At 63.8% G+C, this 22,522-nt stretch carries 20 protein-coding genes and 1 tRNA gene; 6 read left to right on the forward strand and 15 right to left on the reverse strand.

Annotated features, from left to right (window positions below; all coding sequences use genetic code 11):
• Nucleotides 1–63 precede the first annotated feature (63 nt).
• The 12 genes from AC6LJY_RS03510 to betI all read right to left on the reverse strand — a co-directional run bounded on the left by AC6LJY_RS03510 (nucleotide 64) and on the right by betI (nucleotide 11,689).
• Nucleotides 64–924, reverse strand: coding sequence for a hypothetical protein (locus tag AC6LJY_RS03510; RefSeq protein WP_498135317.1), 861 nt, complete (start codon nucleotides 922–924; stop codon nucleotides 64–66).
• Nucleotides 921–2,090, reverse strand: coding sequence for a tyrosine-type recombinase/integrase (locus AC6LJY_RS03515; RefSeq protein WP_498135318.1), 1,170 nt, complete (start codon nucleotides 2,088–2,090; stop codon nucleotides 921–923). The genes AC6LJY_RS03510 and AC6LJY_RS03515 overlap by 4 nt, the downstream gene beginning before the upstream one ends.
• A gap of 218 nt (nucleotides 2,091–2,308) precedes the next feature.
• Nucleotides 2,309–3,400 carry a redox-regulated ATPase YchF gene (gene ychF, locus AC6LJY_RS03520; protein WP_046805048.1) on the reverse strand — a complete coding sequence of 364 codons (1,092 nt, stop codon included), beginning with the start codon at nucleotides 3,398–3,400 and terminating at the stop codon, nucleotides 2,309–2,311.
• A 95-nt stretch (nucleotides 3,401–3,495) separates the two neighbouring features.
• Nucleotides 3,496–4,275 (reverse strand): CPBP family glutamic-type intramembrane protease, encoded by a 780-nt coding sequence (locus AC6LJY_RS03525; protein ID WP_498135319.1) that lies wholly within the window; start codon nucleotides 4,273–4,275, stop codon nucleotides 3,496–3,498.
• On the reverse strand, nucleotides 4,272–4,871 hold the full coding sequence (pth, locus tag AC6LJY_RS03530) for an aminoacyl-tRNA hydrolase (protein WP_104141975.1): 600 nt from the start codon (nucleotides 4,869–4,871) through the stop codon (nucleotides 4,272–4,274). The genes AC6LJY_RS03525 and pth overlap by 4 nt, the downstream gene beginning before the upstream one ends.
• Nucleotides 4,872–4,968: 97 nt before the next feature.
• Nucleotides 4,969–5,580: a 50S ribosomal protein L25/general stress protein Ctc gene (locus AC6LJY_RS03535; protein ID WP_046805051.1), complete on the reverse strand. Its 612-nt coding sequence runs from the start codon at nucleotides 5,578–5,580 to the stop codon at nucleotides 4,969–4,971.
• A gap of 148 nt (nucleotides 5,581–5,728) precedes the next feature.
• On the reverse strand, nucleotides 5,729–6,679 hold the full coding sequence (locus AC6LJY_RS03540) for a ribose-phosphate pyrophosphokinase (protein ID WP_006227587.1): 951 nt from the start codon (nucleotides 6,677–6,679) through the stop codon (nucleotides 5,729–5,731).
• 140 nt (nucleotides 6,680–6,819) lie between these two features.
• Nucleotides 6,820–6,896 (reverse strand) — tRNA-Gln (locus tag AC6LJY_RS03545).
• Between the two features lies 1 nt (nucleotide 6,897).
• A complete protein-coding gene (gene ispE / locus AC6LJY_RS03550; RefSeq protein ID WP_046805135.1) occupies nucleotides 6,898–7,797 on the reverse strand; it encodes a 4-(cytidine 5'-diphospho)-2-C-methyl-D-erythritol kinase in 900 nt (299 codons plus the stop codon).
• Nucleotides 7,798–7,829: 32 nt separating this feature from the next.
• Complete coding sequence (gene betA, locus AC6LJY_RS03555) at nucleotides 7,830–9,503, reverse strand: choline dehydrogenase (protein WP_219991117.1); 1,674 nt, start codon at nucleotides 9,501–9,503, stop codon at nucleotides 7,830–7,832.
• Nucleotides 9,504–9,581: 78 nt separating this feature from the next.
• Nucleotides 9,582–11,048, reverse strand: a complete 1,467-nt coding sequence (betB, locus tag AC6LJY_RS03560) for a betaine-aldehyde dehydrogenase (protein WP_046805053.1) — start codon at nucleotides 11,046–11,048, stop codon at nucleotides 9,582–9,584.
• 17 nt (nucleotides 11,049–11,065) lie between these two features.
• A complete protein-coding gene (betI, locus tag AC6LJY_RS03565) occupies nucleotides 11,066–11,689 on the reverse strand; it encodes a transcriptional regulator BetI (RefSeq protein ID WP_498135320.1) in 624 nt (207 codons plus the stop codon).
• 286 nt (nucleotides 11,690–11,975) lie between these two features.
• Here betI and AC6LJY_RS03570 point away from each other — a divergent pair, with 286 nt between their 5' ends.
• Nucleotides 11,976–13,562: a BCCT family transporter gene (locus AC6LJY_RS03570; RefSeq protein WP_498135321.1), complete on the forward strand. Its 1,587-nt coding sequence runs from the start codon at nucleotides 11,976–11,978 to the stop codon at nucleotides 13,560–13,562.
• Nucleotides 13,563–13,652: 90 nt separating this feature from the next.
• On the opposite strand, the gene lolB is transcribed toward AC6LJY_RS03570, so the two are convergent.
• Both lolB and AC6LJY_RS03580 read right to left on the reverse strand, forming a co-directional pair.
• Entirely contained in the window at nucleotides 13,653–14,243 is a 591-nt protein-coding gene (lolB, locus tag AC6LJY_RS03575; RefSeq protein ID WP_498135322.1) for a lipoprotein insertase outer membrane protein LolB, read from the reverse strand.
• Between the two features lie 11 nt (nucleotides 14,244–14,254).
• Nucleotides 14,255–16,141: a tetratricopeptide repeat protein gene (locus AC6LJY_RS03580; RefSeq protein ID WP_104141967.1), complete on the reverse strand. Its 1,887-nt coding sequence runs from the start codon at nucleotides 16,139–16,141 to the stop codon at nucleotides 14,255–14,257.
• Between AC6LJY_RS03580 and mutM the strand changes: the two genes are divergently transcribed.
• The 4 genes from mutM to AC6LJY_RS03600 all read left to right on the forward strand — a co-directional run bounded on the left by mutM (nucleotide 16,140) and on the right by AC6LJY_RS03600 (nucleotide 20,073).
• Nucleotides 16,140–16,967 (forward strand): bifunctional DNA-formamidopyrimidine glycosylase/DNA-(apurinic or apyrimidinic site) lyase, encoded by an 828-nt coding sequence (gene mutM, locus AC6LJY_RS03585; protein WP_498135323.1) that lies wholly within the window; start codon nucleotides 16,140–16,142, stop codon nucleotides 16,965–16,967. The two genes, AC6LJY_RS03580 and mutM, sit on opposite strands and share 2 nt — an antisense overlap.
• 136 nt (nucleotides 16,968–17,103) lie before the next feature.
• Entirely contained in the window at nucleotides 17,104–18,057 is a 954-nt protein-coding gene (locus AC6LJY_RS03590) for an MBL fold metallo-hydrolase (RefSeq protein WP_046805058.1), read from the forward strand.
• 116 nt (nucleotides 18,058–18,173) lie between these two features.
• A complete protein-coding gene (locus AC6LJY_RS03595) occupies nucleotides 18,174–19,853 on the forward strand; it encodes an FAD-dependent oxidoreductase (RefSeq protein ID WP_498135324.1) in 1,680 nt (559 codons plus the stop codon).
• A gap of 19 nt (nucleotides 19,854–19,872) precedes the next feature.
• Nucleotides 19,873–20,073 (forward strand): DUF2783 domain-containing protein, encoded by a 201-nt coding sequence (locus AC6LJY_RS03600; RefSeq protein ID WP_046805060.1) that lies wholly within the window; start codon nucleotides 19,873–19,875, stop codon nucleotides 20,071–20,073.
• Between the two features lie 38 nt (nucleotides 20,074–20,111).
• Here the strand turns inward: AC6LJY_RS03600 and AC6LJY_RS03605 are convergent, their stop codons facing one another.
• Nucleotides 20,112–21,026 carry a LysR family transcriptional regulator gene (locus tag AC6LJY_RS03605; protein WP_314355574.1) on the reverse strand — a complete coding sequence of 305 codons (915 nt, stop codon included), beginning with the start codon at nucleotides 21,024–21,026 and terminating at the stop codon, nucleotides 20,112–20,114.
• Nucleotides 21,027–21,188: 162 nt separating this feature from the next.
• On the opposite strand from AC6LJY_RS03605, the gene hmgA reads away from it, so the two are divergent.
• Nucleotides 21,189–22,487: a homogentisate 1,2-dioxygenase gene (hmgA, locus tag AC6LJY_RS03610; protein WP_314355573.1), complete on the forward strand. Its 1,299-nt coding sequence runs from the start codon at nucleotides 21,189–21,191 to the stop codon at nucleotides 22,485–22,487.
• The last annotated feature ends 35 nt before the right edge of the window (nucleotides 22,488–22,522 follow it).

A 22,522-nucleotide genomic window follows, 5' to 3' on the forward strand; every position in this document is an offset into this window, starting at 1 on the left:
CGAGCATTAATTGGGAAAAAGAGCAGGCTTTAATGCCCGCATCGCCAGTTCCAAACCTTCGTCTTAGTCGCCTCGACGATGGCCCTCGGGAATGAAATTTGGCAAGTCCTTCCAGGTTTCGCTCTCAACCTTTTGAAGGCGGATTTGATACCACTCGACTTCGTCGTATTCCCCGTCGAACGCACCCGCCCATTGAACGGGATGAGGCACCGAAGACTTGCGCAGCTTTCGTAAGGTAGTCATGGCCCGGCTTTCCGCCTGCCGCCCCTCGATTCCAGCCATCTCAAACACGGCGGCCAGACAGCGCACAACCTCGGGAAGCTTAGATCTCGTAGCGCCCTTCACCTCTCTTCCGCTATTCGACATTTTCAACGGAGCCCAGCCCGAGGCATGACAGATCCGAACGAACTCTCGCGCGGCCCAATGCTCTGCGTCCATCTCGGCGCGACCCAGCCGGGCACGTCGGGACAGATCTGCCGCAGCCATTTCCAGGCCCGCAAGTGCATCTGCGAATTGCGCTACCCGCTCGGGGCCGTGTGGCCAATCGTTCGAACGAAACTCCTCTCCACTCGCGCCTACGTCACTCGCACCATTGCATGCATAATGCGCTTTCAGGCCGCCGTCCAAGATCTTTACAGTCGCTGGCTCAAGCGCTGCCAATGAAGCACAAAATTTTCCCGCCAGGTTCGAAAGGCTCGCAAATTTGACTCGGGCATCATCCCTCTCAGCATGCTTGCGCTGCTGCCATTGATACTCCTTTGCCAACTCGATCATCTGTTCGCAGAAGCGCGCTCGATCCTTGAAGACGGGCTTACCTTTTTTCAACAGGCGAGCCTGCAAGCCGACCGAAAATTCGATGAACCGCAGCTGGGCAGCTGTTAGTGTCCCGTCGCAACCTTCGGGCAAATATGGTGAGTACGTCATAGTTCCTTCCATTCGTCCAAGCGGTCCGCCCATTGCTGCATCATCGCTTTGCGCTCATCAAAATACGTAGCGTGGTTGTACGTGCGACGCACATTGTTCTGATCAGCATGAGCGAGTTGGGCCTCGATCGCATCGGGCCTATATCCCATCTCGTTCAGCCGGGTGCTTCCAGTGGTGCGAGTGGCGTGGGGACTATAGGTCCCGCTCCAACCGACAACTTTGAGAGCCTGCCGGAGCGCAGCGATGGACATTGGTCCGTTGCGGTCGTCCCGTCCGGGAAAAACATGTTTGCGGTCACCAGTCAGCCCGCGAAGCTTTTCAAGCATCGCAATTGTTTGTCTGGGCAAAGGCACGACGTGGTCCTTCCTCGCTTTCATCCGAATTGCAGGAATGCGCCAAGTTGCAGCAGCCAGATCGAACTCCGACCACTCAGCTTCGGCAGCCTCGGAAGGACGCACGAGCGTCCACCACATGAGCTGCATGCAATAGTTGATCTGAAATGTGCAGCGGTGGCTGTCGAAGTCACGGAGAAGCTTGCCGATCTGCTCAACGGTGAGTGCCGTCTTGTGCTGGGTCTTGTTTGCCGGGATTGCCTTGCGGACAGGCCAGACCGGGTCCGTTTCGGCCCGCAAGGTCGCCACAGCGAACTCGAACACGGCCGACATCGTCCGCCGGGCCTCTGCCGCCACGGATGGCGCCCCTCGCTTGACCGTGTCCTGAAGAATACTCAAGACGTGCACAGGGGTGACATCTCGCACCGGCATCGCGCCGATCTTTGGAAAGACAACCCTGTTCATCATGTCCAAGCGTCTTTGCTTGGTGATCGTCTGCCAGTCCTTGGTTTGCAGCCACTCCTTGGCGACGAGCTCAAACGTATTCTTCGCCTCGCTGACCTGTCTGATCCGATCGATCTGTCGCTGTTGAGCCGGACTGATACCTTGCTTCACGAGCTTGCGCGCGCCCTCACAGAGCTGCCGTGCCTCAGACAGCTTGACGTCTGGATAGTCGCCCAACGCGTACATACTGGCATTGCCATGGAGCGTATATCGATACCTCCACGCCTTCACCCCAGAAGGCTTGACCTCCAGGTAGAGACCTTTGTGATCGTTGAGCCGATACAGTTTCTCCCGTGGCTTTGCATTGCGGCAATTCGCATCCGTGAGCATGAGTTGCCCCTTTAACAACAAAATGTCTGCGCAACTGTACTCACCTTTCCGAGGAGCAGCAAATTTTTGTACTCGATACCGTACTCACACATGACTCGGCAACCAGAGAACGATCAGGCAACCCCCTGAAACCAAAAAACCGCGTAAGTACGCGGTTTTTCAGACACTTCCGTTCTTTCACCGAGTTTCACGAAACGCCGTGAAATCGGCTTATCGGATCAGACGTTGAACAAGAAATTCATCACATCGCCATCCTGCACGATGTATTCCTTTCCTTCTGCGCGCATCTTGCCGGCTTCCTTGGCGCCTTGCTCGCCCTTGTACGTGATGAAGTCTTCGTACGCGATCGTCTGCGCGCGGATGAAGCCGCGTTCGAAGTCGGTGTGGATGACGCCGGCGGCTTGCGGGGCGGTTGCGCCGATGGGCACCGTCCAGGCGCGCACTTCCTTCACGCCTGCCGTGAAGTAGGTTTGCAGGCCCAGCAGCTTGAAGGCGGCGCGGATCAGGCGGTTCAGGCCCGGCTCTTCCATGCCCATGTCGGACAGGAAGGCCTGGCGGTCGGCGTCGTCCAGGTCGACGATTTCGGATTCGATGGCGGCGCAGATGGCGACGACCGGTGCGTTGCGCGCGGCGGCGAATTCGGTCAGGCGGTCAAGCAGCGGGTTGTTGGTGAAGCCGTCGTCGGCCACGTTGCCCACGTACATCGCGCGCTTGGCGGTGATGAAGCACAATTGGGCGATGTCGGCCTGTTCTTCGGGGCTGAGGTCCAGCGCGCGGATCGGCTTGGCTTCGTTCAACTGCGCCACGCACTTTTCCAGCACGGCCACGATGCGCTGCGATTCCTTGTCGCCGGAGCGGGCGGTCTTCTGGTGACGCAGCAACGCTTTTTCAGCGGTTTGCATGTCGGCCAGTGCCAGTTCGGTTTCGATGACTTCGATGTCGGCGATGGGGTCGATCTTGCCGGCCACGTGGATCACGTTGGGGTCTTCGAAGCAGCGCACGACGTTGACGATGGCGTCGGTTTCGCGGATGTGCGACAGGAACTGGTTGCCCAGGCCTTCGCCCTTGCTGGCGCCGGCAACCAGGCCGGCGATGTCCACGAATTCGACGGTGGCCGACAGGATGCGCTCGGGCTTGACGATTTCAGCCAGCTTTTGCAGACGCGGATCCGGCACTTCGACCACACCGACGTTGGGCTCGATGGTGCAGAACGGATAGTTCTCGGCGGCGATGCCGGCGCGGGTCAGAGCATTGAAGAGAGTCGATTTGCCAACGTTGGGCAGGCCGACGATGCCGCATTGCAGAGCCATGGGAATCCTGTGTAAGTACGGTATTGATCGTTAACGTTCTAGTTTACCCCGGGTGCGCCCCGTGGCAGTTTCGCCTGCGCGGCGATGCGACCCCGCTATTGGGCGATGGACGGCGCCCAGCGCATCACGGCCCAGATCATCAAAATGGGGCCGGCGTTGAACGTGGCGTGCAGCAGGATGGCCGCGCCGATGCCGCGACGCACGCGCATCCAGCCCAGCACCAGCCCGGTCAGCCACTGCGGCAGCACCAGCAGCGGCATCAGCCAGTACGGCGTCTTGCTATAGACAAAGTTGGTCAGGTGCACCGCCGCGAACGTCAGCGCGACCAGGTGAAACACCAGGCCAAAGTGCTTCAGGTAATAGCGCCGCCACGTCGTGTCCCACCCCGTCAGCAACGTTGCGCGTTGGCGCACGCCCCAGCATGCCAGGATCACGAAGGCGGCCAGCAGCAGCCCCGTCCACAGCTTCGGGCCATACAGCACGACCGGCATCAGCGCGGGCACCAGCCACAGCACTTGCAACGGTCGGCGCAGACCATAGCGGAACAACATTTCTTCGACCAGCGGCGCCCAGATCACCGCCGTCAACCACGGCAGGTTGGTGGGGTCGATACGGTGGGTGGCGCCGCCCAGGCCGGCGGCCATCACGGCAACGGGGCCCAGTGCGAAAAGATTCAGCGCCCACAGCAGCCCGGCCCAGGCCAACAGGCGCCCGGGGCGTATGCCCGGCCACCAGTCGGCCAGCAAACCACTGCCCGCCGCGCGGCCCGGCACGCGCGACAGCGAGCGTGGGTGCCGGATATACCGCCAGAAATCCGCGACTTCTGTTCGAAAGCGGGTCTTGGCGACGGGCTGGGACGGTGCGGGTTGGCTCATCCCGCGACGTTGCCGCTGTGCAATTGGCGCGTGGCCAGCGGGAAATCGCCCGCCAGCATCGCCGGCACGACGGCGCGGCAGCGGTCGATGACGGCTTCGATTTCCTTTTGCTCGTCGCGGCGCGGCGGGTGCAGCACAAAGTCGGCAACCTGTTGCGCCAAGCCCAGCGTGCGCGGGTGACCGATGCCGATGCGCAGCCGCCAGAAGTTCGGGCTGCCCAGCACGGCCTGGATGTCCTTCAGGCCGTTGTGGCCCGCATGGCCCCCGCCCTGCTTGAGCTTGACCTGCCCGGGCAGCAGATCCAGTTCGTCATGCAACACCAGCACCTGTTCCGGCGCCAGCTTGTAGAAGCGCGCCAAGGCACCCACAGCCTGGCCCGACTTGTTCATATAAGTGATGGGCTTGAGCAGCAGCACGTTGTCCGCCCCCAGGCGCGACTTGGCGACCATGCCGAAAAAAGATTTTTCAAGCGCAAAAGAAGTGCGCAGATCGTCCGCCAGATGGTCGGCCAGCCAAAAGCCGGCGTTGTGCCGGGTCGTTTCGTAGTCGGGACCGGGGTTACCCAATCCCACAATGAGGCGTATGGGAATAGACATGATGGAGGGTGTTTAAACCAAAAAACCCTGCGCATGCAAATGCACACGCAGGGTTTCGGGCACAAGCCGCGGAAAGCCCGAAGGCTTTCCAGCAGACTTAGGCAGCCGGAGCAGCTTCTTCGGCTTCGTCGGCAGCGGCAGCGCCGCCCTTGACGATGGCGGCAGCCAGCAGCGGGTTGTCTTCACCGCCGTGGGGCACGTACGTCACGCCCATGGGCAGCTTGATGTCGGCCAGGTGAATCGAAGCGCCGGCCAGGATGTTGGTCAGGTCGACTTCGATGAACTGGGGCAGAGCCTTCGGCAGGCAGGTGATTTCCAGTTCGGTCGTCACGTGGCTGATGATGGCGCCGGCCAGCTTCACAGCGGGCGAGATTTCGGCGTTGACAAAGTGCAGCGGCACCTTGGTACGCAGAGCCTGGTTGGCGTCCACGCGCTGGAAGTCCACGTGCAGGACTTGCGGCTTGTAGGCGTGCCATTGAACCGAACGCAACAACACTTGCTCATCCTTCGAGCCTTCGAGCTGCATTTGCAGGATCGATGCGTGGAATTCTTCCTTACGCAGGGCGTGATAGATCTCGTTGTGGTCGAGTTCGATGTTCAGGGGGGCAGCCGTACCACCATAGACAATGGCGGGAACGCGGCCCGCGCGGCGCAGGCGGCGGCTCGCACTCGAACCCTGGACGCTACGCGCAGTGGCGATGAATTTCATGGAAAACTCCAAAAACAAAATAAGGTGAAGAGGCTTCACCAGTTAACGGCACGGCGCGCAACATGCGCGCCGTGTTGATTGCGCCTTGCCGCGACCAGCAAGGTGCAAAAACTAAAGGTAGGCTGTGGCCTGACCGACGCGAATCGCGTCAGTCGACAAACAGCGAGCTGACCGATTCCGCGTTCGAGATACGCAGGATGGTCTCGCCCAGCAGCGCGGCGCACGACAACTGGCGGATCTTGCCGCTGGCCTGGCCTTGCTCGGAGAGCGGGATGGTGTCGGTGACGACCAGTTCGTCCAGTTCCGACGCTTCAATGCGGTCAATGGCGCCGCCCGACAGCACGGGGTGCGTGCAATAGGCGTAAACGGCGCCGGCGCCGCGGTCTTTCAGGGCCTGGGCCGCCTTGCACAGCGTGCCGGCGGTGTCGACCATGTCGTCCATGATGATGCAGGTGCGGCCGTCGACTTCACCGATGATGTTCATCACTTCCGACACGTTGGCGCGCGGACGACGCTTGTCGATGATGGCCAGGTCGGCTTCCAGCTGCTTGGCCAGCGCGCGGGCGCGAACCACGCCGCCGATGTCCGGGGACACCACGACCAGGTTCGAGAAATTGCGGCGCCAGATGTCGCCCAGCAAGATCGGACCGGCGTAGATGTTGTCCACGGGGATGTCGAAGAAACCCTGGATCTGGTCAGCGTGCAGGTCCATTGTCAGGACGCGGTCAACGCCAGCCACTTGCAGCATGTTGGCCACAACCTTGGCCGAGATCGCGACGCGCGCCGAACGCGGGCGGCGGTCTTGGCGGGCATAACCAAAGTACGGAATCGCGGCGGTGATGCGGCCCGCCGACGCGCGGCGCAGGGCATCGACCATGACCATGATTTCCATCAGGTTGTCATTGGTGGGCGCACAGGTGGGCTGCAGGACGAAGACGTCCTTGCCACGCACGTTCTCGTTGATTTCGACCATCACCTCGCCGTCGGAGAAGCGACCGACGGTCATCTTGCCCAGGGACATATCGAGGTGGTTGACTACGTCCACGGCCAGCCGAGTGTTGGCCGTGCCCGTGAAGATCATGAAGCTATCGTTTGCCATGATGGATGATGCGATGGTCGTTGTAAGACACTAACGAGTGATGCGGGGTGAAAACACCAGCGAATCCGGAAAATAAAAAAGCTGCTGAACCCGGGCCAGTGTCTTACAGGCGTGTTCAACAGCTTTTTTATGTATTCGGTTGGCTGGGGAGGAAGGATTCGAACCTTCGCATGCCGGAATCAAAATCCGGTGCCTTAACCAGCTTGGCGACTCCCCAACTATCTTGCAATCCAATTCCGCAACGGATGTTCAGTTAAACCAGTACAAGCCTGCACTAACCGAAACCGTGGATGCGTTGTGCTGTTTGTTTTAACAGCGCCGCGCATTATAGCGGATATTTCTGTTTTCGCCAAAACGGCTTCGGAGAGCTCTGAGAATTCGGCGAATAAACATGCGCCTGATCCCGACATGCGTACAGGATAACCCTGTTCTGCAAGCCACCGCGATGCCCTGAATACTTCAGGATAAAGACGGTGAACCACCGGCTCCAAGTCATTTTTCCCGAAGGAAAATGTTGGCGAAGCAAGAAAGTCCGCTATTGTGATGTAAGAAGAATCCCTTGTCAAATCGGGTGCCGAAAATATGCCAACAGTGGGCACGCTGGTGTCAGGTTGCGCTACGAGATACGCGCGTTCAGGCAGCGTCACAGCGGTCAGTGCTTCGCCCACGCCTTCGGCAAAAGCGGATTGCCCGAAAACGAATACCGGCACGTCGGCGCCCAACGGCAAGGCCAGGTCCATCAGCTGGCGCCGCGTGAGGCCGGTGTTCCATAGCTTGTTCAATGCGATCAACACCGAGGCCGCATCGCTGGAGCCGCCGCCCAGCCCGCCCCCCTGTGGAATGCGTTTTTCAAGGCCGATCTGCACGCCCTGGCGTGTGCCGGTGGCGCGTTGCAAAGCGTGCGCGGCCCGCAGGGTCAGGTCGTCGGCCTCCGACACGCCGGCAAGCTCGGTGGCGCGGCTGATGATGCCGTCGGCGCGCACGTCGAAATGCAGCGTGTCGCAAAGGTCGATGAAGCGGAAGACCGTTTGCAGCAGGTGGTAGCCGTCAGCGCGGCGGCCCACCACATGCAGGAACAAATTCAGCTTGGCGGGAGCGGGAACGTCGTACAGAGTCACATCAGGCAACCGGTGCGGGACAAGCCCACATTCTAGCTACGCGCGGGGCCCTGCGCCGTGTAGTACGGCACGTTGGCGCGCGGCAGCGGCTCGCGGCCACGCAGGTGGTCGGCCAGCTTTTCAGCCATCATGATGACCGGCGCGTTCAGGTTGCCCGTGACGATGTCCGGCATGATGGACGCATCGATCACGCGCAGGTTTTGCAGCCCGTGCACACGCCCGTAGCCGTCCACAACCGCCATCGGGTCCGACGACGCCCCCATCTTGTTCGAGCAAGACGGGTGATACGCGGTCTCGGCCTGCGCGCGCACAAAGGCATCCAGGTCCGCATCGCTTTGCAGGGCAGCGCCCGGCGAAATCTCGCGGCCCGCATATTGCGCCAACGCGGGTTGCGCGAAGAGTTCACGCGTGATGCGCAGCGCCGCGCGAAATTCGCGCCAGTCCTGCGCGTGCGACATGTAGTTGAACAAGATGCTGGGATGGTCATGCGGCGAGCGCGACCGAACGTGCACGCGCCCCCGACTGGGCGAACGCATGGAGCCCACATGCATCTGGAAGCTGTGCGCCTTGATCGGGTTGGACCCGTTGTAATTGATGGCCACCGGCAAGAAGTGATATTGCAGGTTCGGCCACGGGAAATCGTCGTGGCTGCGTATGAATCCGCCGGCTTCGAACTGATTGCTGGCGCCGATGCCCGTCCCCATCAACAACCATTCAGCACCGATCGCCGGCTGATTGCGCAACTTGAGCGCGGGGGCCAGCGACACGGGCTGCTTGCATTCAACCTGCACGTAAAGCTCCAGGTGGTCTTGCAGGTTTTCGCCCACGCCCGGCAGTTCATGGCGCACGGCGATGCCCAGGCGGCGCAGCAACTGCCCCGCGCCCACGCCAGACCGTTGCAGGATTTGCGGCGACGCGATGGCGCCCGCGCACAGCAGCACCTCGCGCCGGGCAAAGCTGCGGTGCTGCTGGCCGTGCTGCTCCCACGCCACGCCTTCGGCGCGCTGGCCCGAAAACAGAATCACGTCGGTCAACGCCCGGGTCACGATGGTGAGGTTGGCGCGCCCGCGCGCCTGATCCAGATAGCCGCGTGCCGTGCTGGCACGACGCCCGCGCGGGGTCACGGTGCGGTCCATGGGGCCGAAGCCTTCCTGCCGATAACCGTTCATGTCAGGCGTATGCGGATAGCCCGCCTGCGTGCCCGCCGCGACCATGGCATCGAACAACGGGTTGTTGTCCAGCTTGGGCGTGGTGACGCTGACGGGCCCGGCGCCGCCGTGATAATCGCAAGCGCCCACGTCGCGGCTTTCTGCCTTCTTGAAGTACGGCAGGCACGACAGGTAATCCCAATGCGCCAGGCCTTCGACGCGCGCCCAATGGTCGTAGTCCAACGCGTTGCCGCGGATGTAGCACATGCCGTTGATCAATGACGAACCGCCCAGGCCCTTGCCGCGACCGCAGTCAAGCCGGCGCCCGTTCAGGTGCGGCTCGGGGTCGGTTTGATAGCCCCAGTTGTAGCGCCTGCCTTGCAAGGGCATGGCCAGTGCGGCCGGCATCTGCGTGCGGAAATCGAAACGATGATCCTGCCCGCCCGCTTCCAGCAGCAGCACGGTGGTGCCCGGGTCCTCGGTCAGCCGCGTGGCCAGCGTGTTACCCGCTGATCCCGCGCCCACGATGATGTAGTCGTACTCCCGCTTGATCGACATGCCCTTCCCCCCTACACGTACAGAAAGCGGGCGGCCCGGCGTTATGCCCGGCGCCCGGCGCGATGTGCGACGGCCTCGTCAGAACACCGAGGCGAACTCGCCAAGTTCGACCTGGACCGACTTCGTTTGCGTGTATTGGGCCAGCGCCTCCAGGCCGTTTTCGCGGCCCAGGCCCGACTGCTTGTATCCGCCCACCGGCATTTGCGCGGGGGATTCCCCCCATGTGTTGATCCAGCAAATGCCCGCCTGCAAGCGATGCGCGATGCGGTGGGCGGCAGCCAGGTCGCTGCTGACCACGCCCGCCGCCAAGCCGTAGCGGCTGTCGTTGGCGCGCTGCACGACTTCGTCCTGGCTATCGAAAGACAGGATGGTCATGACGGGACCGAAAATTTCTTCCTGCACGATTTCCATGCTGTCGTCGCAGTCGGTGAACACGGTGGGGGCCACGTACGCGCCCTTGGCCAGCACGCCGTCCGTCAAGCGCACGCCGCCGGCCAGCAAGGTGGCGCCTTCGCGCTTGCCGATTTCAATCCAGCTCAGCACGCCGTCCATGTGCGCGGCGCTGACCAGCGGACCGAAGTTGGTGCGGGGGTCGAAGGGGTCGCCAACGCGAATGCGCGCCACGCGCTCCAGCACGGCGGCTTCGAATGCCGCCTTTTGCGATCGGTGCACGAAGACACGCGTGCCGTTTGTGCACACCTGCCCCGAGCTGAAGAAATTGGCCATCATGGCGATGTCAGCGGCGCGTTCAACCGAGGCATCGGGCAACACGATCAGGGCGGACTTGCCGCCCAGTTCCAGTGTCACGCTCTTGAGCGATGCCGCCGCCACGCCCATGACCTGCTTGCCCGTATCCACGCCGCCCGTGAAGGACACTTTTGCGACGCCCGGGTGGCCGGTCAGCCAGTCGCCGATGTCACGGCCACTACCCAGCACCACGTTGAAGACGCCATTGGGCACGCCGGCTTCGGTATAGATTTCGGCCAGCCGCAGCGCCGTCAGGGGCGTGATCTCGGCGGGTTTGAACACCATCGCGTTGCCCGTGGCCAGCGCGGCGGCCGACTTCCACATGGCGATCTGAACCGGATAATTCCACGCGCCGATGCCCGCGATCACGCCCAGCGGTTCACGCCGCGTGTAAAAGAAGCTGGACTCGCGCAGCGGCACCTGGATGCCTTGCACGGCAGCCGCCAACCCCGCGTAGTACTCAATGACGTCCACACCCGTGGCGATATCCACGGTGCGCGTTTCGGACAGCGGCTTGCCGGTATCCAGCGTTTCCAGTTCGGCGAGCTCGTCATTGCGTTCGCGCAGCAACTGCGCAGCCCGCAGCAGTACCTGGCCGCGTTGGGCGGGGGACCGCGCCGCCCATGCCTTCTGCCCTTCTTGCGCGCTGGCCACCGCGCGGTCGATATCCTGGCGGGCGGCCACCTGCACTTCCGCCAACACCGCGCCATTGGCGGGGTTCACCGTGGTGATGGTCTTGCTGCTGATGGCGTTGGTGCGCCGACCGTGGATGTAGAGTTGCTGGATGGGCAAAGGCATGGGAGTCCGTCCTATTGTCAAAGTGAGGGTGGGCCCAGGGCCGGCTCCCCCACCGATTGGCTGCGAGCTAGCAGCAGGTCTACATAGTCGTAAGCGACGGCGCGCGCTTGTTCGCCCGCGAAATCCACGCCCATCAAACCACCGCGCAACCACAGCCCGTCGATCATGGCGGCCAGGCCGCGCGCGGCTTCTCGCGCTTGCGCAAGCGGCAGCACGCGCTGGAATTGGCAGCACAGGTTGGAATGCAGACGGCGGTCATTGGCGCGTTGCAGGCGGCCCAGGCGCGGCTGGTGCATGCTGGCTGCCCAGAACGTCAGCCACGCGCGCATCGCGCTGCGCGAGACCTGCGTGGGCACGAAGTTGCCGTCGATGATGGCGTGCAGTTGCGCACGGGCGTCTGGCGCGGCGGCGACGCGCGCGCGCGATACGGAATCGCGCAGGTTGCGCAGCAATTCCCGCATGGACGCTTCCAGCAAACCATCCTTGTCGCCGAAGTAGTGGCTGATGATGCCGGTGGACAGTTTGGCCGCGCGGGCGATGTGCGCGATGGAGCTTTCCGCCAGGCCGACCTGGTCGATGGATTCAAGCGTGGCCTGAATAAGTTGATTGCAACGGATGGGCTGCATTCCGACTTTTGGCATGTTGCGCGGAGTTCCTGGGTGACATAAAGAAAGCGACGAGAAAGCGCCGAGAAAGCGACGAGAACGGCCGACGGCAATGACGGCAACGAGCTGTCGGCCGGGTGCGGTCGAGTCTAATTTATATTGATTGATCGTTCAATATAAAAACGGTAAGGTGCCGCAGACACATCGCCGACGGCCACATCGTTGGCAACAAACATCGACGGCAAGCACGCGCACAGCATGAACAGCGCGAACAACGACTCATCGGTAGCACCAGGCAGCATCACCACACGGGGAGACAGCGGTGCGGCATGAACGGATCACTTCGACGCGGTCATCGGCAAGCGCACCGGCCCGGCGCAGCTGGCTGGCGCATACCAATCCCATCGTTTTCCTCAGCGCGGCCGTCTCGGTGCTGGGGTTCGGCGCCCTGCTCATCTGGCAGCCCGATGCCGCGCAGGCATGGCTGCAAGCCGCGCAGTTGCTGGTGGCATCACACTTTGGCTGGTACTACATGCTGGCCATGACCGTCAGCGTGGGCTTTGCCCTGTGGCTGGCCCTGTCGCGCCACGGCGCGCTGCGCCTGGGCGATGACGACGAGTCCCCGGAATTCAGTTATCTGTCTTGGGTGTCGATGCTGTTTTCATCCGGCATCGGTATCGCGCTGGTCTATTACGGCGTCTACGAGCCCCTGGACCATTTCCTGTTGCCGCCCACCGGCGTGGGTGGCACGCAGGACGCGGCGCGTAACGCGTTGACGCTGACCTTTCTGCACTGGGGCATCCACGGCTGGACGCTTTATGCCCTGACCGCCACCGCGCTTGCCTATTTTGCGTATCGCCACAAGCAGCCGCTGGCGCTGCGTTCGCCCTTGCAGGGGCTGTCGGACAAACCGCTGCCCAAAGCGGTCGGCCATGCGGTGGATGGGTTCGGCGTGCTGGCCACGATCGTCTCCATGGTCACCAATCTGGGGCTGGGCGCCTTGCTGCTGCACGCCGGGCTGACCTACCTGCTGAACGTTCCGAACACCGCTGCCGCCCAGGTGCCCATCGTCATCATCATGATGGTGGTGGCCACCGGCGCGGCCGCGCTGGGCATCAAGCGCGGCATCGCCGTGCTATCCAACGTCAACACCGCACTGATGTGCCTGCTGTTGCTGTTCGTGTTCCTGGCCGGACCCACCCGCTTGCTGCTGGACGGCATGGTGCAGAACCTGGGCGACTACCTCAACGCGTTCCTGGGCAAGAGCTTCGACCTGTACCTGTACGACATGAAAGCCGTGCGCTGGACCAGTTCCTGGACCATCTTCTATTGGGCCTGGTGGATAGGCTGGGCGCCCTTTGTCGGCATGTTCATCGCGCGTATTTCACGTGGTCGGCGGATACGGGAATTGATCTTCGGGGTGATGCTGGTGCCGCTGGGCTTCACGCTGGCGTGGCTGTCCATCTTCGGCAACACCGCCATCAACCTCGTGATGAACGAGGGCGCGGCGGGGCTGGGCGACATGGCCTTGGCCAACCCGCCCATGGCGTTCTACACGCTGATGGAATACCTGCCGCTGACGCAGTGGGTGGCCGGCGTGGGCGTGGTGATGTCATTCATGCTGTTCTTGACGCCGGTGGATTCCGGCACGCTGATGATCGCCAACCTGTCCGCGCGCAACGCGGACGCCGGGCACGATGCGCCCATCTGGCTGCGGGTATTTTGGGCGTCGCTGACCACGATGCTGGGCGTGGGGCTGCTGCTGGCCGGCAACTTCAACGCAATGCAAACCGCGGTCGTGCTGTGCGGCCTGCCCTTTTCGGTGATCTTGCTGTGCTACATGGCCAGCCTGTACCGGGCACTGGTCCGAGACAACCCCGAGCCCAGCTCCCAGGCCGTCGCGCGCTGAGTGGCAAGCTCGCAGGCCTGCCGAGCTTCCGGCGTGCCGACTGGCCGACTGGCCGACTGGCCGACCCGCCTCGTGCAAACAGACCCGGACTCAGGGCTGGTTGACCACCAGCCGAACCATGATGCGGCGACCCGGTTCCTGGCGTTGCAACACCAGCATCTGCGGGCCCAGGTTGTCGTAGCGCGACAGGTTGGCGCGCCAGCCGCCTTGCTCGAAGGCGGTAGGCCGGCCCCGGTCGTCGCGGGTGATGTCCGACGCTTCCGGCTCGGCGGGCAACTTGCCGCGCAGCCAGTCACGCAAGCCCGACACGGGCATGCTGCTGCCCAGGGCTTCTTCGGCCAGGGCATCGGGGTTATCGGCTTCCAGGCGGGTGCCGTCGGCCTTGGTCAGGGTGGCCGCGCCGGGCCGCCCTTGCACGCGCGCTTCGGTTGAACCCAGCGGGTTGGTCAGGTCCAGCACATAGCGCTGGCCGTCATCCGACCACGAAAACCCGCCCTGCACGGCGTTTTGCTTGCCGCCTTCTTCGTTGACGGTGATCGCAAAGCGGCCGATGCGCGAGAACGCGTCGGCGCTGGCGCCTTCAATGGGTTTAGGCGTGGTGGTGCAGGCGGCAAGCGCCGTCGCCAGCAACGCCAAGAACGCCAGGCGCAGCCAGGCAACCATGCCGGGCAGGCGTCGCATTGCCAAAGCCATCACAGATTGACTCCCAGCCGCCGGACGACGTCCTGGACGGTCTTGTTCTTGGGGTCTTTCATCAGCGCCACGCGCAGCAGTTCAATAGCCTGATCGCGCTTGCCTTGGCTCCAGAGCACTTCGGCCAAGTGGGCGGCGATGTCGGCCTCGGGGCGCACGCTGTAAGCCCGGCGCAGATACTGCGCGGCGGATTCGGATTCGCCCATGCGGTACTTGACCCAGCCCATGCTGTCCAGAATGAACGGGTCGTTGGGCGACAGCTCAAGCGCCTGGGTGATCAGGTCCAGCGCTTCGGGCAGGCGCTGGTTGTGGTCGGCCAGCGTATAGCCCAATGCGTTGTAGGCGTGGGCGTGGTCCGGGTCCAGCGCGATGACCTGGCGCAGCATGCGCTCAAGATCGGCCAGGCGGTTCTGGCGTTCGTACAGCATCGCCAGTTCGTATTTGATTTCGACCGTGTCCGGCAGCGCCTGATCGGCGGCTTCCAGGGTGCTGACCGCTTGCGGCACGCGGTCCGCGTCGCGCAGGATCTGCGCCTTGGTCAAGACGCCCAGCGTGCGCTCTTCTTCGTCTTGCGGGCCGGCGGCGTCGATCATGGCCAGCGCATCGTCCACGCGGCCGCTCTTGGCGCGCAACGCGGCTTGACGCATCTGCACGGAATAACGCAGCGTCGGGTCGTCGATGCGGCCCAGTTCGCGGATGGCTTCGTCGTAGTTGCCCTGGTCTTCGGCAATGCGCGACAGCAGCACGTGCGCGTCGGCCGCGGCGGCGCCGGCATCGGTTGCGCCCGGCACCGTGGCGCGCTGGCGCTGCTGCTGCACGTCCAGATACTGTTGCAGCAAGGTCTTGGCTTGCGGCAGTTGGCCCGCCTTGTAGGCCAGTTGCGCCTGCATGAACAGCAGGTCGAAGTCTTCCGGCGACCGGCGCGACATGGCTTGCAGTTCGGACAGCGCGCCGTTGTAGTCACCGCTGTCGGCCAACTGGCCCGCCAGCATCAAGCGCACCTTGCGGGCGTTGGGATTGCGGTTGATATAGGCGCGGGCCTCGGCCTGGGCGCGCTGCGGGTCCACCTTGGAACCGTATTCCAGCAGGCGCTGGGCGGCGGGCTCGGATTTCGGGTCGCCGGCCAGGGCCGCGCGGGATTCCTGCGTGGCGCGTTCGTAGTCGCCGGCGGCCGAGGCCACGTCGGCCAGGGCCAGGTGGGCGGCAGGCAGCTTGCGCACGCTGTCGCTCAGGGATTCGTCAAGGATGCGCAGCGCCAGACGGCGGTCGTTCAGGCGGCTGAGCACGGCCAGCGCCTGGCCGATGGCGGCCGGCTTGTCGCGCGAGGCGTCGATGCGGTTGCGCAGCGCCTGGGCCAGGCCCTTGGTCTGGCCGTTGGCAGCCGCCAGGGCAAGCTCGGTGGAGCTGGCTTCGACGTCGTTGGGAGACAGGCGCGCCCACACGCGGGCGGCGTCCAGCGCACCGGCAAGATTGCCGCCGGCCAACTGGAATTCCAGGCCCCGTCGCGCCAGGCGAGGGTCGCCCGTGTCGCGGGCGAGGCCGACCATGGTGGTGGCCGCCGTGCCGTACATGCCGCGCTGGGCGGCGATTTCTGACGCGAGGACGCGGTAGAAGATGTCGGCGGTCAGCGAGACATAGGGCAACTGACCCGGCCGCAGGCGGATCACCTCGGTTTCCGGCTGGCGGTTCTGCGGGGCCATGCGAGGCCCGGTCGCATCACGCGTCCGGCTGTCGGCCGCCTGGGCCGGCAGCGAAAAACCTGTTGCCAGCGCAAGCGCCAACACGGCGATCCCGATATTCATTTGTTTGAAAGACGACTTCACGCGGCCCGTCCGGTTGATGGCACAATCTTCGTACACGCAATTGATGATCTTACACTGGCTCATGCCGGAACTGCCTGAAGTCGAAACCACGCGTCGAGGAATCGACGCCGTCATCACCGGCCGGACGCTCTTGCGACTGGTCATCCACGAAGCCCGCATGCGCTGGCCCATCCCCGCCGACCTGCCGACGCTGATCGCCGGGCGCGACGTGCTGGAATGCGCCCGCCGGGGCAAGTACCTGCTGCTGCGGTTCGAGCACGGCACCCAGATCGTGCATCTGGGCATGTCCGGATCGCTGCGCAGCGTGGCCCCTGGTGAATTCCTGCGCAAGCACGACCATGTCGAATGGATCTTCCAGGACGCGGTGCTGCGCCTGCACGACCCCCGCCGGTTTGGCGCGGTGTTGTGGCACGACCATGCCGACGGCCCCATCGACGCGCATCCGCTGCTGGCCAAGCTGGGCATCGAGCCCTTCGACCCGCGCTTTGACGGCGCCTGGCTGCACCGGCATTTCAAGAACCATGGCGCCGCCGTCAAGCAGGTGCTGCTGGCGGGCATGGCGGTGGTGGGCGTGGGCAATATCTACGCGTCCGAAAGCCTGTTCCGCGCGCGCATCAACCCCAAGACCCCTGCCAACAAACTGTCATTGGCCCGCTGCGAACGGCTGGCCGACATGGTGCGCGCCACGCTGGCCGACGCCCTGACCTCTGGCGGCAGCACGCTGCGGGACTACGTGGGCGCCACCGGCGAACCCGGTGCGTACTTCAAAATACACGCCGCCGTCTATGAACGCGAGGGCCGCCCCTGCCGCGTGTGCGAAACCCCGATACGGCGGTTCGTCCAAGGCCAACGGGCCACGTACTACTGCCCGAAATGCCAAAGGAATTAGCTCTAAGGCCCTGAAATCCCTGGGGAAATCCCTGCATGCCCTCGGCCATTTGTTTATAGCAAACGTATTGCACAAACACTAACGCCACGCTATATTCCTTCCACACACTATTCCTATAACAGTGGAAGGAGCCTCCATGAGCAAGCAATTCGCCTCGCACGCCGACATGGACGACAAGGTCGTCTCGTTCGAAAAACTGTCTGACAACGCCTATGCCTACACGGCCGAAGGCGACCCCAACACGGGCGTGATCATCGGCGACGAGGCCGTCATGGTGATCGACACCCAGGCCACCCCGGTCATGGCGCAAGACGTCATCCGCCGCATTCGCGAAGTCACCGATAAGCCCATCAAATACATCCTGCTGTCGCACTATCACGCCGTGCGCGTGTTCGGCGCGTCCGCCTACAACGCCCAGGAAATCCTGGCCAGCCGCGACACCTATGACCTGATCGTCGAACGCGGCGAACAGGACAAGGCCAGCGAAATCGGCCGCTTCCCCCGCCTGTTCCGCAACGCCGAATCGATTCCGCCGGGCCTGGTCTGGCCGACGATGACGTTCAAGGGCGAAATGACCGTCAACCTGGGCAACCTGGAAGTCAAGCTGCTGCAAGTGGGCCGTGGCCACACCAAGGGCGACACCATCGCCTGGCTGCCCGAGCAGAAAATCCTGTTCGCCGGTGACCTGGTCGAATACCAATCCACCCCGTATTGCGGCGACGCCTATTTCCGCGACTGGCCCACCACGCTGGACGCGCTGTCGGGCTTTGAAGCCGAAAAGATGGTGCCCGGCCGCGGCCCCGCGCTCAAGAACGCCACCGAAGTGCGCCAGGGCCTGGCCGGCACCCGCGCGTTCCTGACCGACCTGTACGGCGCCGTGAACCGCGGCGTGGCCGAAGGCAAGGACCTGAAGACGATCTACCGCGAGGTCTACGACTTCATGAAGCCGCGCTACAGCGACTGGGTCATCTTTGACCACTGCATGCCGTTCGACGTGTCGCGCGCCTATGACGAAGCTTCGGGCCACACGCACCCGCGCATCTGGACCGACAAGCGCGACCTGGAAATGTGGGCGCAGCTGGAAGGCTGACGCCGTCGGGCCGGCAGCCCCGGCCCGATTGATTGCAGCAAGAACCGAAGGCGCGCGTCGCAAGGCGGCGCGTGGCTACGCGCATAAAAACAAAATGACCCACACAGGAGACAACCGTGGGAGACATCGACTTTCAGGCGATGGAGTTCGCCTATGAAAAGCACGCCGACCAAAGCGCCGGCACGCCCCCCCGCCATCAGGTAGTGGTGGTGGGAGCCGGCCCGGTCGGCCTGACCACCGCGCTGGACCTGGCGCGCCAGGGCGTGCGCGTGGTGGTGCTGGACGACGATTACCGATTGTCCACCGGGTCGCGCGCGATCTGCTTTTCCAAGCGCACGCTGGAAATCTGGGACCGTCTGGGCGTTGGCCAGCGCATGATCGACAAGGGCGTGTCGTGGAACGTGGGCAAGGTGTTCTTCCGTGAACAGGAAGTGTGGCGCTTTGACCTCTTGCCCGAACCCGGCCATCGCCGCCCCGCTTTCATCAACCTTCAGCAGTACTACGCCGAAGGTTATCTGTACGAACAAGCCCGCCAGGAACCGAACATCGACCTGCGCTGGAAAAACAAAGTCGCCGGCGTCACGCAGACGGACGACGGCGTCACCCTGACCATCGACACGCCCGAAGGCGCCTACACGCTGCACGCCGACTGGCTGGTCGCCTGCGACGGCGCGCGTTCGCCCGTGCGCAAACTGATCGGCCAGGAAAGCCATGGCCGCATCTTCCGCGACCGCTTCCTGATCGCCGACGTGAAGATGAAAGCCGACTTCCCGACCGAGCGCTGGTTCTGGTTCGATCCGCCCTTTCATCCGAACCAGTCCGTACTGCTGCACCGCCAGCCGGACAACGTCTGGCGCATCGATTTCCAGCTGGGCTGGAATGCCGACCCCGTCGAAGCCGTCAAGCCGGAAAACGTGCTGCCGCGCATCCGCGCGCTGCTCGGGCCCGATGCGCAATTCGATCTGGAATGGGTCAGCGTCTACACCTTTGCGTGTGAACGCATGGACAAGTTCCGCCACGGGCGCGTGGTGTTTGCGGGCGACTCCGCGCACCGTGTCTCGCCCTTTGGCGCGCGCGGCGCCAACAGCGGCGTGCAGGATGCCGAAAACCTGGCCTGGAAACTGAAGCTGGTGCTGGCGGGCCTGGCCCCCGACACACTGGTCGACAGCTACAGCGTTGAACGCGAATACGCGGCCGACGAGAACATCCTGAATTCGTCGCGCGCCACGGATTTCATCACCCCCAAAAGCGACATCAGCCGCAGCTTCCGCAATGCCGTGTTGAACCTGGCCAAGACGCATCCGTTCGCCCGTTCCCTGGTCAATAGCGGCCGCCTGTCCCTACCCGCAACGTATGCCGCGTCGCCGCTGAATACGCCCGATACGGACGCATTCGCGGGCCGCATGGTGCCCGGCGCCGTCGCGCTGGATGCGCCGGTCACGCAGCACGGCGACAAGGACTGGTGGTTGGCGCAGCTGGATGGCGGCTTCGTGCTGGCCGTGTTCTGCGGCAACGCGCTGCCGGACGACGACACGCAGCGCGCGTTGCTGGCGATGCGCATGGGCCCCGTGCCCGTCAAGGCGGTGCTGGTGCTGGATGCGCAATGCGATGCCTCGGGCCTGGCTGCCGACCTGCCCGTGGTGACCGACGTGGAAGGCTGCCTGGCCAAGCGTTACGACGCGCAAGCGGGCACGGCTTACCTGATCCGCCCCGATCAGCACATCGCCGCGCGCTGGCGCGCCTTCAACGCCGACGCGGTCGCCGCCGCCGTCAAGCGGGCCACGGGCCACGCGTGAAACAAGAGGTCATCCCATCATGCTGATTACCGAAACCAACCTGAGCTCGCCCGACGACTTCTACGAAGCGCTGATCGAAACGCACCGCGACCTGAGCAACGAGCAAAGCCAGGAGCTGAACGCGGCGCTGATCCTGCTGCTGGCCAACCACCTGGGCGACGTGGCGCTGCTGCGCGAGGCCTTGCAGCAGGCCCGCGCGTCGGTAGTGGAACGCGCGTAACGGCGCGCCGCCTGCGCGGCGGCGCCCGCCACTTCCCTCTACCGCCCGCCGCCCACGCCGAACGTATCCACGATCAGCGCACGCAGCCACTGATTGCCGCTGTCCCGGTCAACGCGGCGTTGCCAATAGAGATTCGTCTGTAGCGCGGGCACCTTCACCGGCGGCGTCATGAAGCGCAGCCCGAAAGGCGGCGCGGCGCTGGCGGCCAGTTTTTCGGGCACGGTAGCCAGCAGATCGGTTGCGCTGACGATGTACGGCACCGCGGAAAAATGCGGCACGCTGAAGTGCTCGGCCAGCACGATGCCCGCGCGCTCCATCGACTGGTTCACCTGCCCGTAAGGCGCGGCGCGCGACACGATCAAGTGGCGCTCGGCGCGAAATGCCTTGATGCCCATGCCCGCGTGCGCCGTCGGGTGCGCTTGCCGGAACAAGGTGGCGTAGCCCTGGCGAAACAGCATGCGCTGCAATGTGCCCGCGCCCATTTCATCGAACGCGCCAATCGCCAGATCGACACGGCCGGCCTCCATCTCGCGCGGCAGGTCCGGCCCCTGGACCCGCACGGAATCGATGCGCACCTGCGGCGCCACCTGCACGCAGACTTCCATCAGGCGCGGCATGAAGTGGATTTCGCCCACGTCCGTCATCGCCACGCGAAAGCGACGGCTGCTGGTGGCGGCATCGAACACGTCCTGGTCTTGCAACGCCTGCGTCAGCATGGTCAGCGCCTCGCTGACCGGGCCGGCCAGCCGCTGCGCGCGCGGCGTGGGCAGCATGCCCTGGCCGGTACGCACGAACAACTCATCGCCAAAGGCGTCGCGCAAGCGGCGCAGGGCGTTGCTGACGGCAGGCTGCGTCAGGTCCATGCGGCGCGCCACGGCCGACAGGCTGCGGTCTTCCAGCAAGTGCTGAAACAAGATCAGCAGATTCAAATCGACGTTGCGCAGTTCGGCCATGCCGCCCCCGTTCTACTATTCACAAAATTTATAGTCTGTATTTTTGCATTCCCGTAGCCGTATCGGGGGTTTTTTCCGACAATGACGAATCGCCGCCGGGTTGCACCGCGGCACCCCATACCGAACGCGCGGCCATGCACCGCGCCGCCACAGGAGGATTCCATGGAACTGCAATACCTGACCGGGTTCGGCAACGATTGCGCCACCGAGGCTTTGCCCGGCGCGCTGCCCGTGGGCCGCAATTCGCCCCAGCAATGCCCGTATGGCCTGTATGCCGAACAACTGTCCGGCACCGCCTTCACCGCCCCCCGCAATGAAAATCGCCGTTCGTGGCTGTACCGCATTCGCCCGGGCGCGCAGCACAAACCGTTTGAACCGTTTGCCGGCGCTGCCCGCTGGGAAAGCACGTTCGGCCACGGCCCGGTCACGCCCAACCAGCTGCGCTGGAGCCCGCTGCCGATTCCCGATGCACCCACCGACTTCCTGGAAGGGGTGCAAACCTGGGGCGGCAACGGCGGCCCCGACGAACAGGGCGGCGTCGCCATCCACCTGTACGCGGCCAACAAGTCCATGCAAGGGCGCTACTTCTACAACGCCGACGGCGAACTGCTGCTGGTGCCGCAACAAGGCCGCCTGCGCCTGGCCACCGAGCTGGGCCTGATCGACCTGGAACCGCTGGAAATTGCCGTGATCCCGCGCGGCGTGCGCTTTCGCGTCGAGCTGTTGGACGCCGAGGCGCGCGGCTACATGCTTGAGAACTTCGGCGCGGCGCTGCGCCTGCCCGAGCTTGGCCCGATTGGCTCTAACTGCCTGGCCAACGCCCGCGACTTCAAGACGCCGGTGGCCTGGTACGAAGACATCGAAGGCGACTTCGAACTGATCGCCAAATTCACCGGCGGTTTCTGGCGCGCCCCGATCGACCATTCGCCGCTGGACGTAGTGGCCTGGCACGGCACGCACGCCCCGTACAAGTACGACCTGCGCCACTTCAACGCGATCGGATCGATCAGCTTCGACCATCCGGACCCGTCTATCTTCACGGTGCTGACCGCGCCGTCGGACACCCCGGGCACGGCCAACATGGATTTCGCGATTTTCCCGCCGCGCATCCTGGCCATGGAAGACACCTTCCGCCCGCCCTGGTTCCACCGCAACGTCGCCAGCGAATTCATGGGCTTGATCCAGGGCGTGTACGACGCCAAGGCCGAAGGCTTTGCACCCGGCGGCGCCAGCCTGCACAACTGCATGAGCGGTCACGGCCCCGACGCCGAAACGTTTGAAAAAGCCTCGCACGCCGATACGCACAGCGCGCACTACATCCGCGATACGATGGCGTTCATGTTTGAAACGCGCCGGGTGATCCGTCCGACCGCGCAGGCGCTGGCCTCAGGGCAATTGCAGAACGACTACTACCGCTGCTGGCAGGGCATCGTGAAGCACTTCAACCCGAACCAGGCGTGACGGCGACCCCCCGCTGATCCACGCTCACGGCGATG

Source organism: Achromobacter sp. RT286_PF, from assembly GCF_059760425.1.

What these genes read in the sequence shown, in the direction of transcription:
- betI (WP_498135320.1), bottom strand. Translation starts at nt 11,689, where the DNA reads ATGCCAAAAGTCGGAATGCAGCCCATCCGTTGCAATCAACTTATTCAG.
- AC6LJY_RS03510 (WP_498135317.1), bottom strand. Translation starts at nt 924, where the DNA reads ATGACGTACTCACCATATTTGCCCGAAGGTTGCGACGGGACACTAACA.
- lolB (WP_498135322.1), bottom strand. Translation starts at nt 14,243, where the DNA reads ATGCGACGCCTGCCCGGCATGGTTGCCTGGCTGCGCCTGGCGTTCTTG.
- betB (WP_046805053.1), bottom strand. Translation starts at nt 11,048, where the DNA reads ATGCCTTTGCCCATCCAGCAACTCTACATCCACGGTCGGCGCACCAAC.
- AC6LJY_RS03535 (WP_046805051.1), bottom strand. Translation starts at nt 5,580, where the DNA reads ATGAAATTCATCGCCACTGCGCGTAGCGTCCAGGGTTCGAGTGCGAGC.
- pth (WP_104141975.1), bottom strand. Translation starts at nt 4,871, where the DNA reads ATGTCTATTCCCATACGCCTCATTGTGGGATTGGGTAACCCCGGTCCC.
- AC6LJY_RS03600 (WP_046805060.1), top strand. Translation starts at nt 19,873, where the DNA reads ATGCTGATTACCGAAACCAACCTGAGCTCGCCCGACGACTTCTACGAA.
- AC6LJY_RS03525 (WP_498135319.1), bottom strand. Translation starts at nt 4,275, where the DNA reads ATGAGCCAACCCGCACCGTCCCAGCCCGTCGCCAAGACCCGCTTTCGA.
- AC6LJY_RS03605 (WP_314355574.1), bottom strand. Translation starts at nt 21,026, where the DNA reads ATGGCCGAACTGCGCAACGTCGATTTGAATCTGCTGATCTTGTTTCAG.
- AC6LJY_RS03590 (WP_046805058.1), top strand. Translation starts at nt 17,104, where the DNA reads ATGAGCAAGCAATTCGCCTCGCACGCCGACATGGACGACAAGGTCGTC.
- hmgA (WP_314355573.1), top strand. Translation starts at nt 21,189, where the DNA reads ATGGAACTGCAATACCTGACCGGGTTCGGCAACGATTGCGCCACCGAG.
- AC6LJY_RS03540 (WP_006227587.1), bottom strand. Translation starts at nt 6,679, where the DNA reads ATGGCAAACGATAGCTTCATGATCTTCACGGGCACGGCCAACACTCGG.
- mutM (WP_498135323.1), top strand. Translation starts at nt 16,140, where the DNA reads ATGCCGGAACTGCCTGAAGTCGAAACCACGCGTCGAGGAATCGACGCC.
- ychF (WP_046805048.1), bottom strand. Translation starts at nt 3,400, where the DNA reads ATGGCTCTGCAATGCGGCATCGTCGGCCTGCCCAACGTTGGCAAATCG.
- betA (WP_219991117.1), bottom strand. Translation starts at nt 9,503, where the DNA reads ATGTCGATCAAGCGGGAGTACGACTACATCATCGTGGGCGCGGGATCA.
- AC6LJY_RS03580 (WP_104141967.1), bottom strand. Translation starts at nt 16,141, where the DNA reads ATGAGCCAGTGTAAGATCATCAATTGCGTGTACGAAGATTGTGCCATC.
- AC6LJY_RS03515 (WP_498135318.1), bottom strand. Translation starts at nt 2,090, where the DNA reads ATGCTCACGGATGCGAATTGCCGCAATGCAAAGCCACGGGAGAAACTG.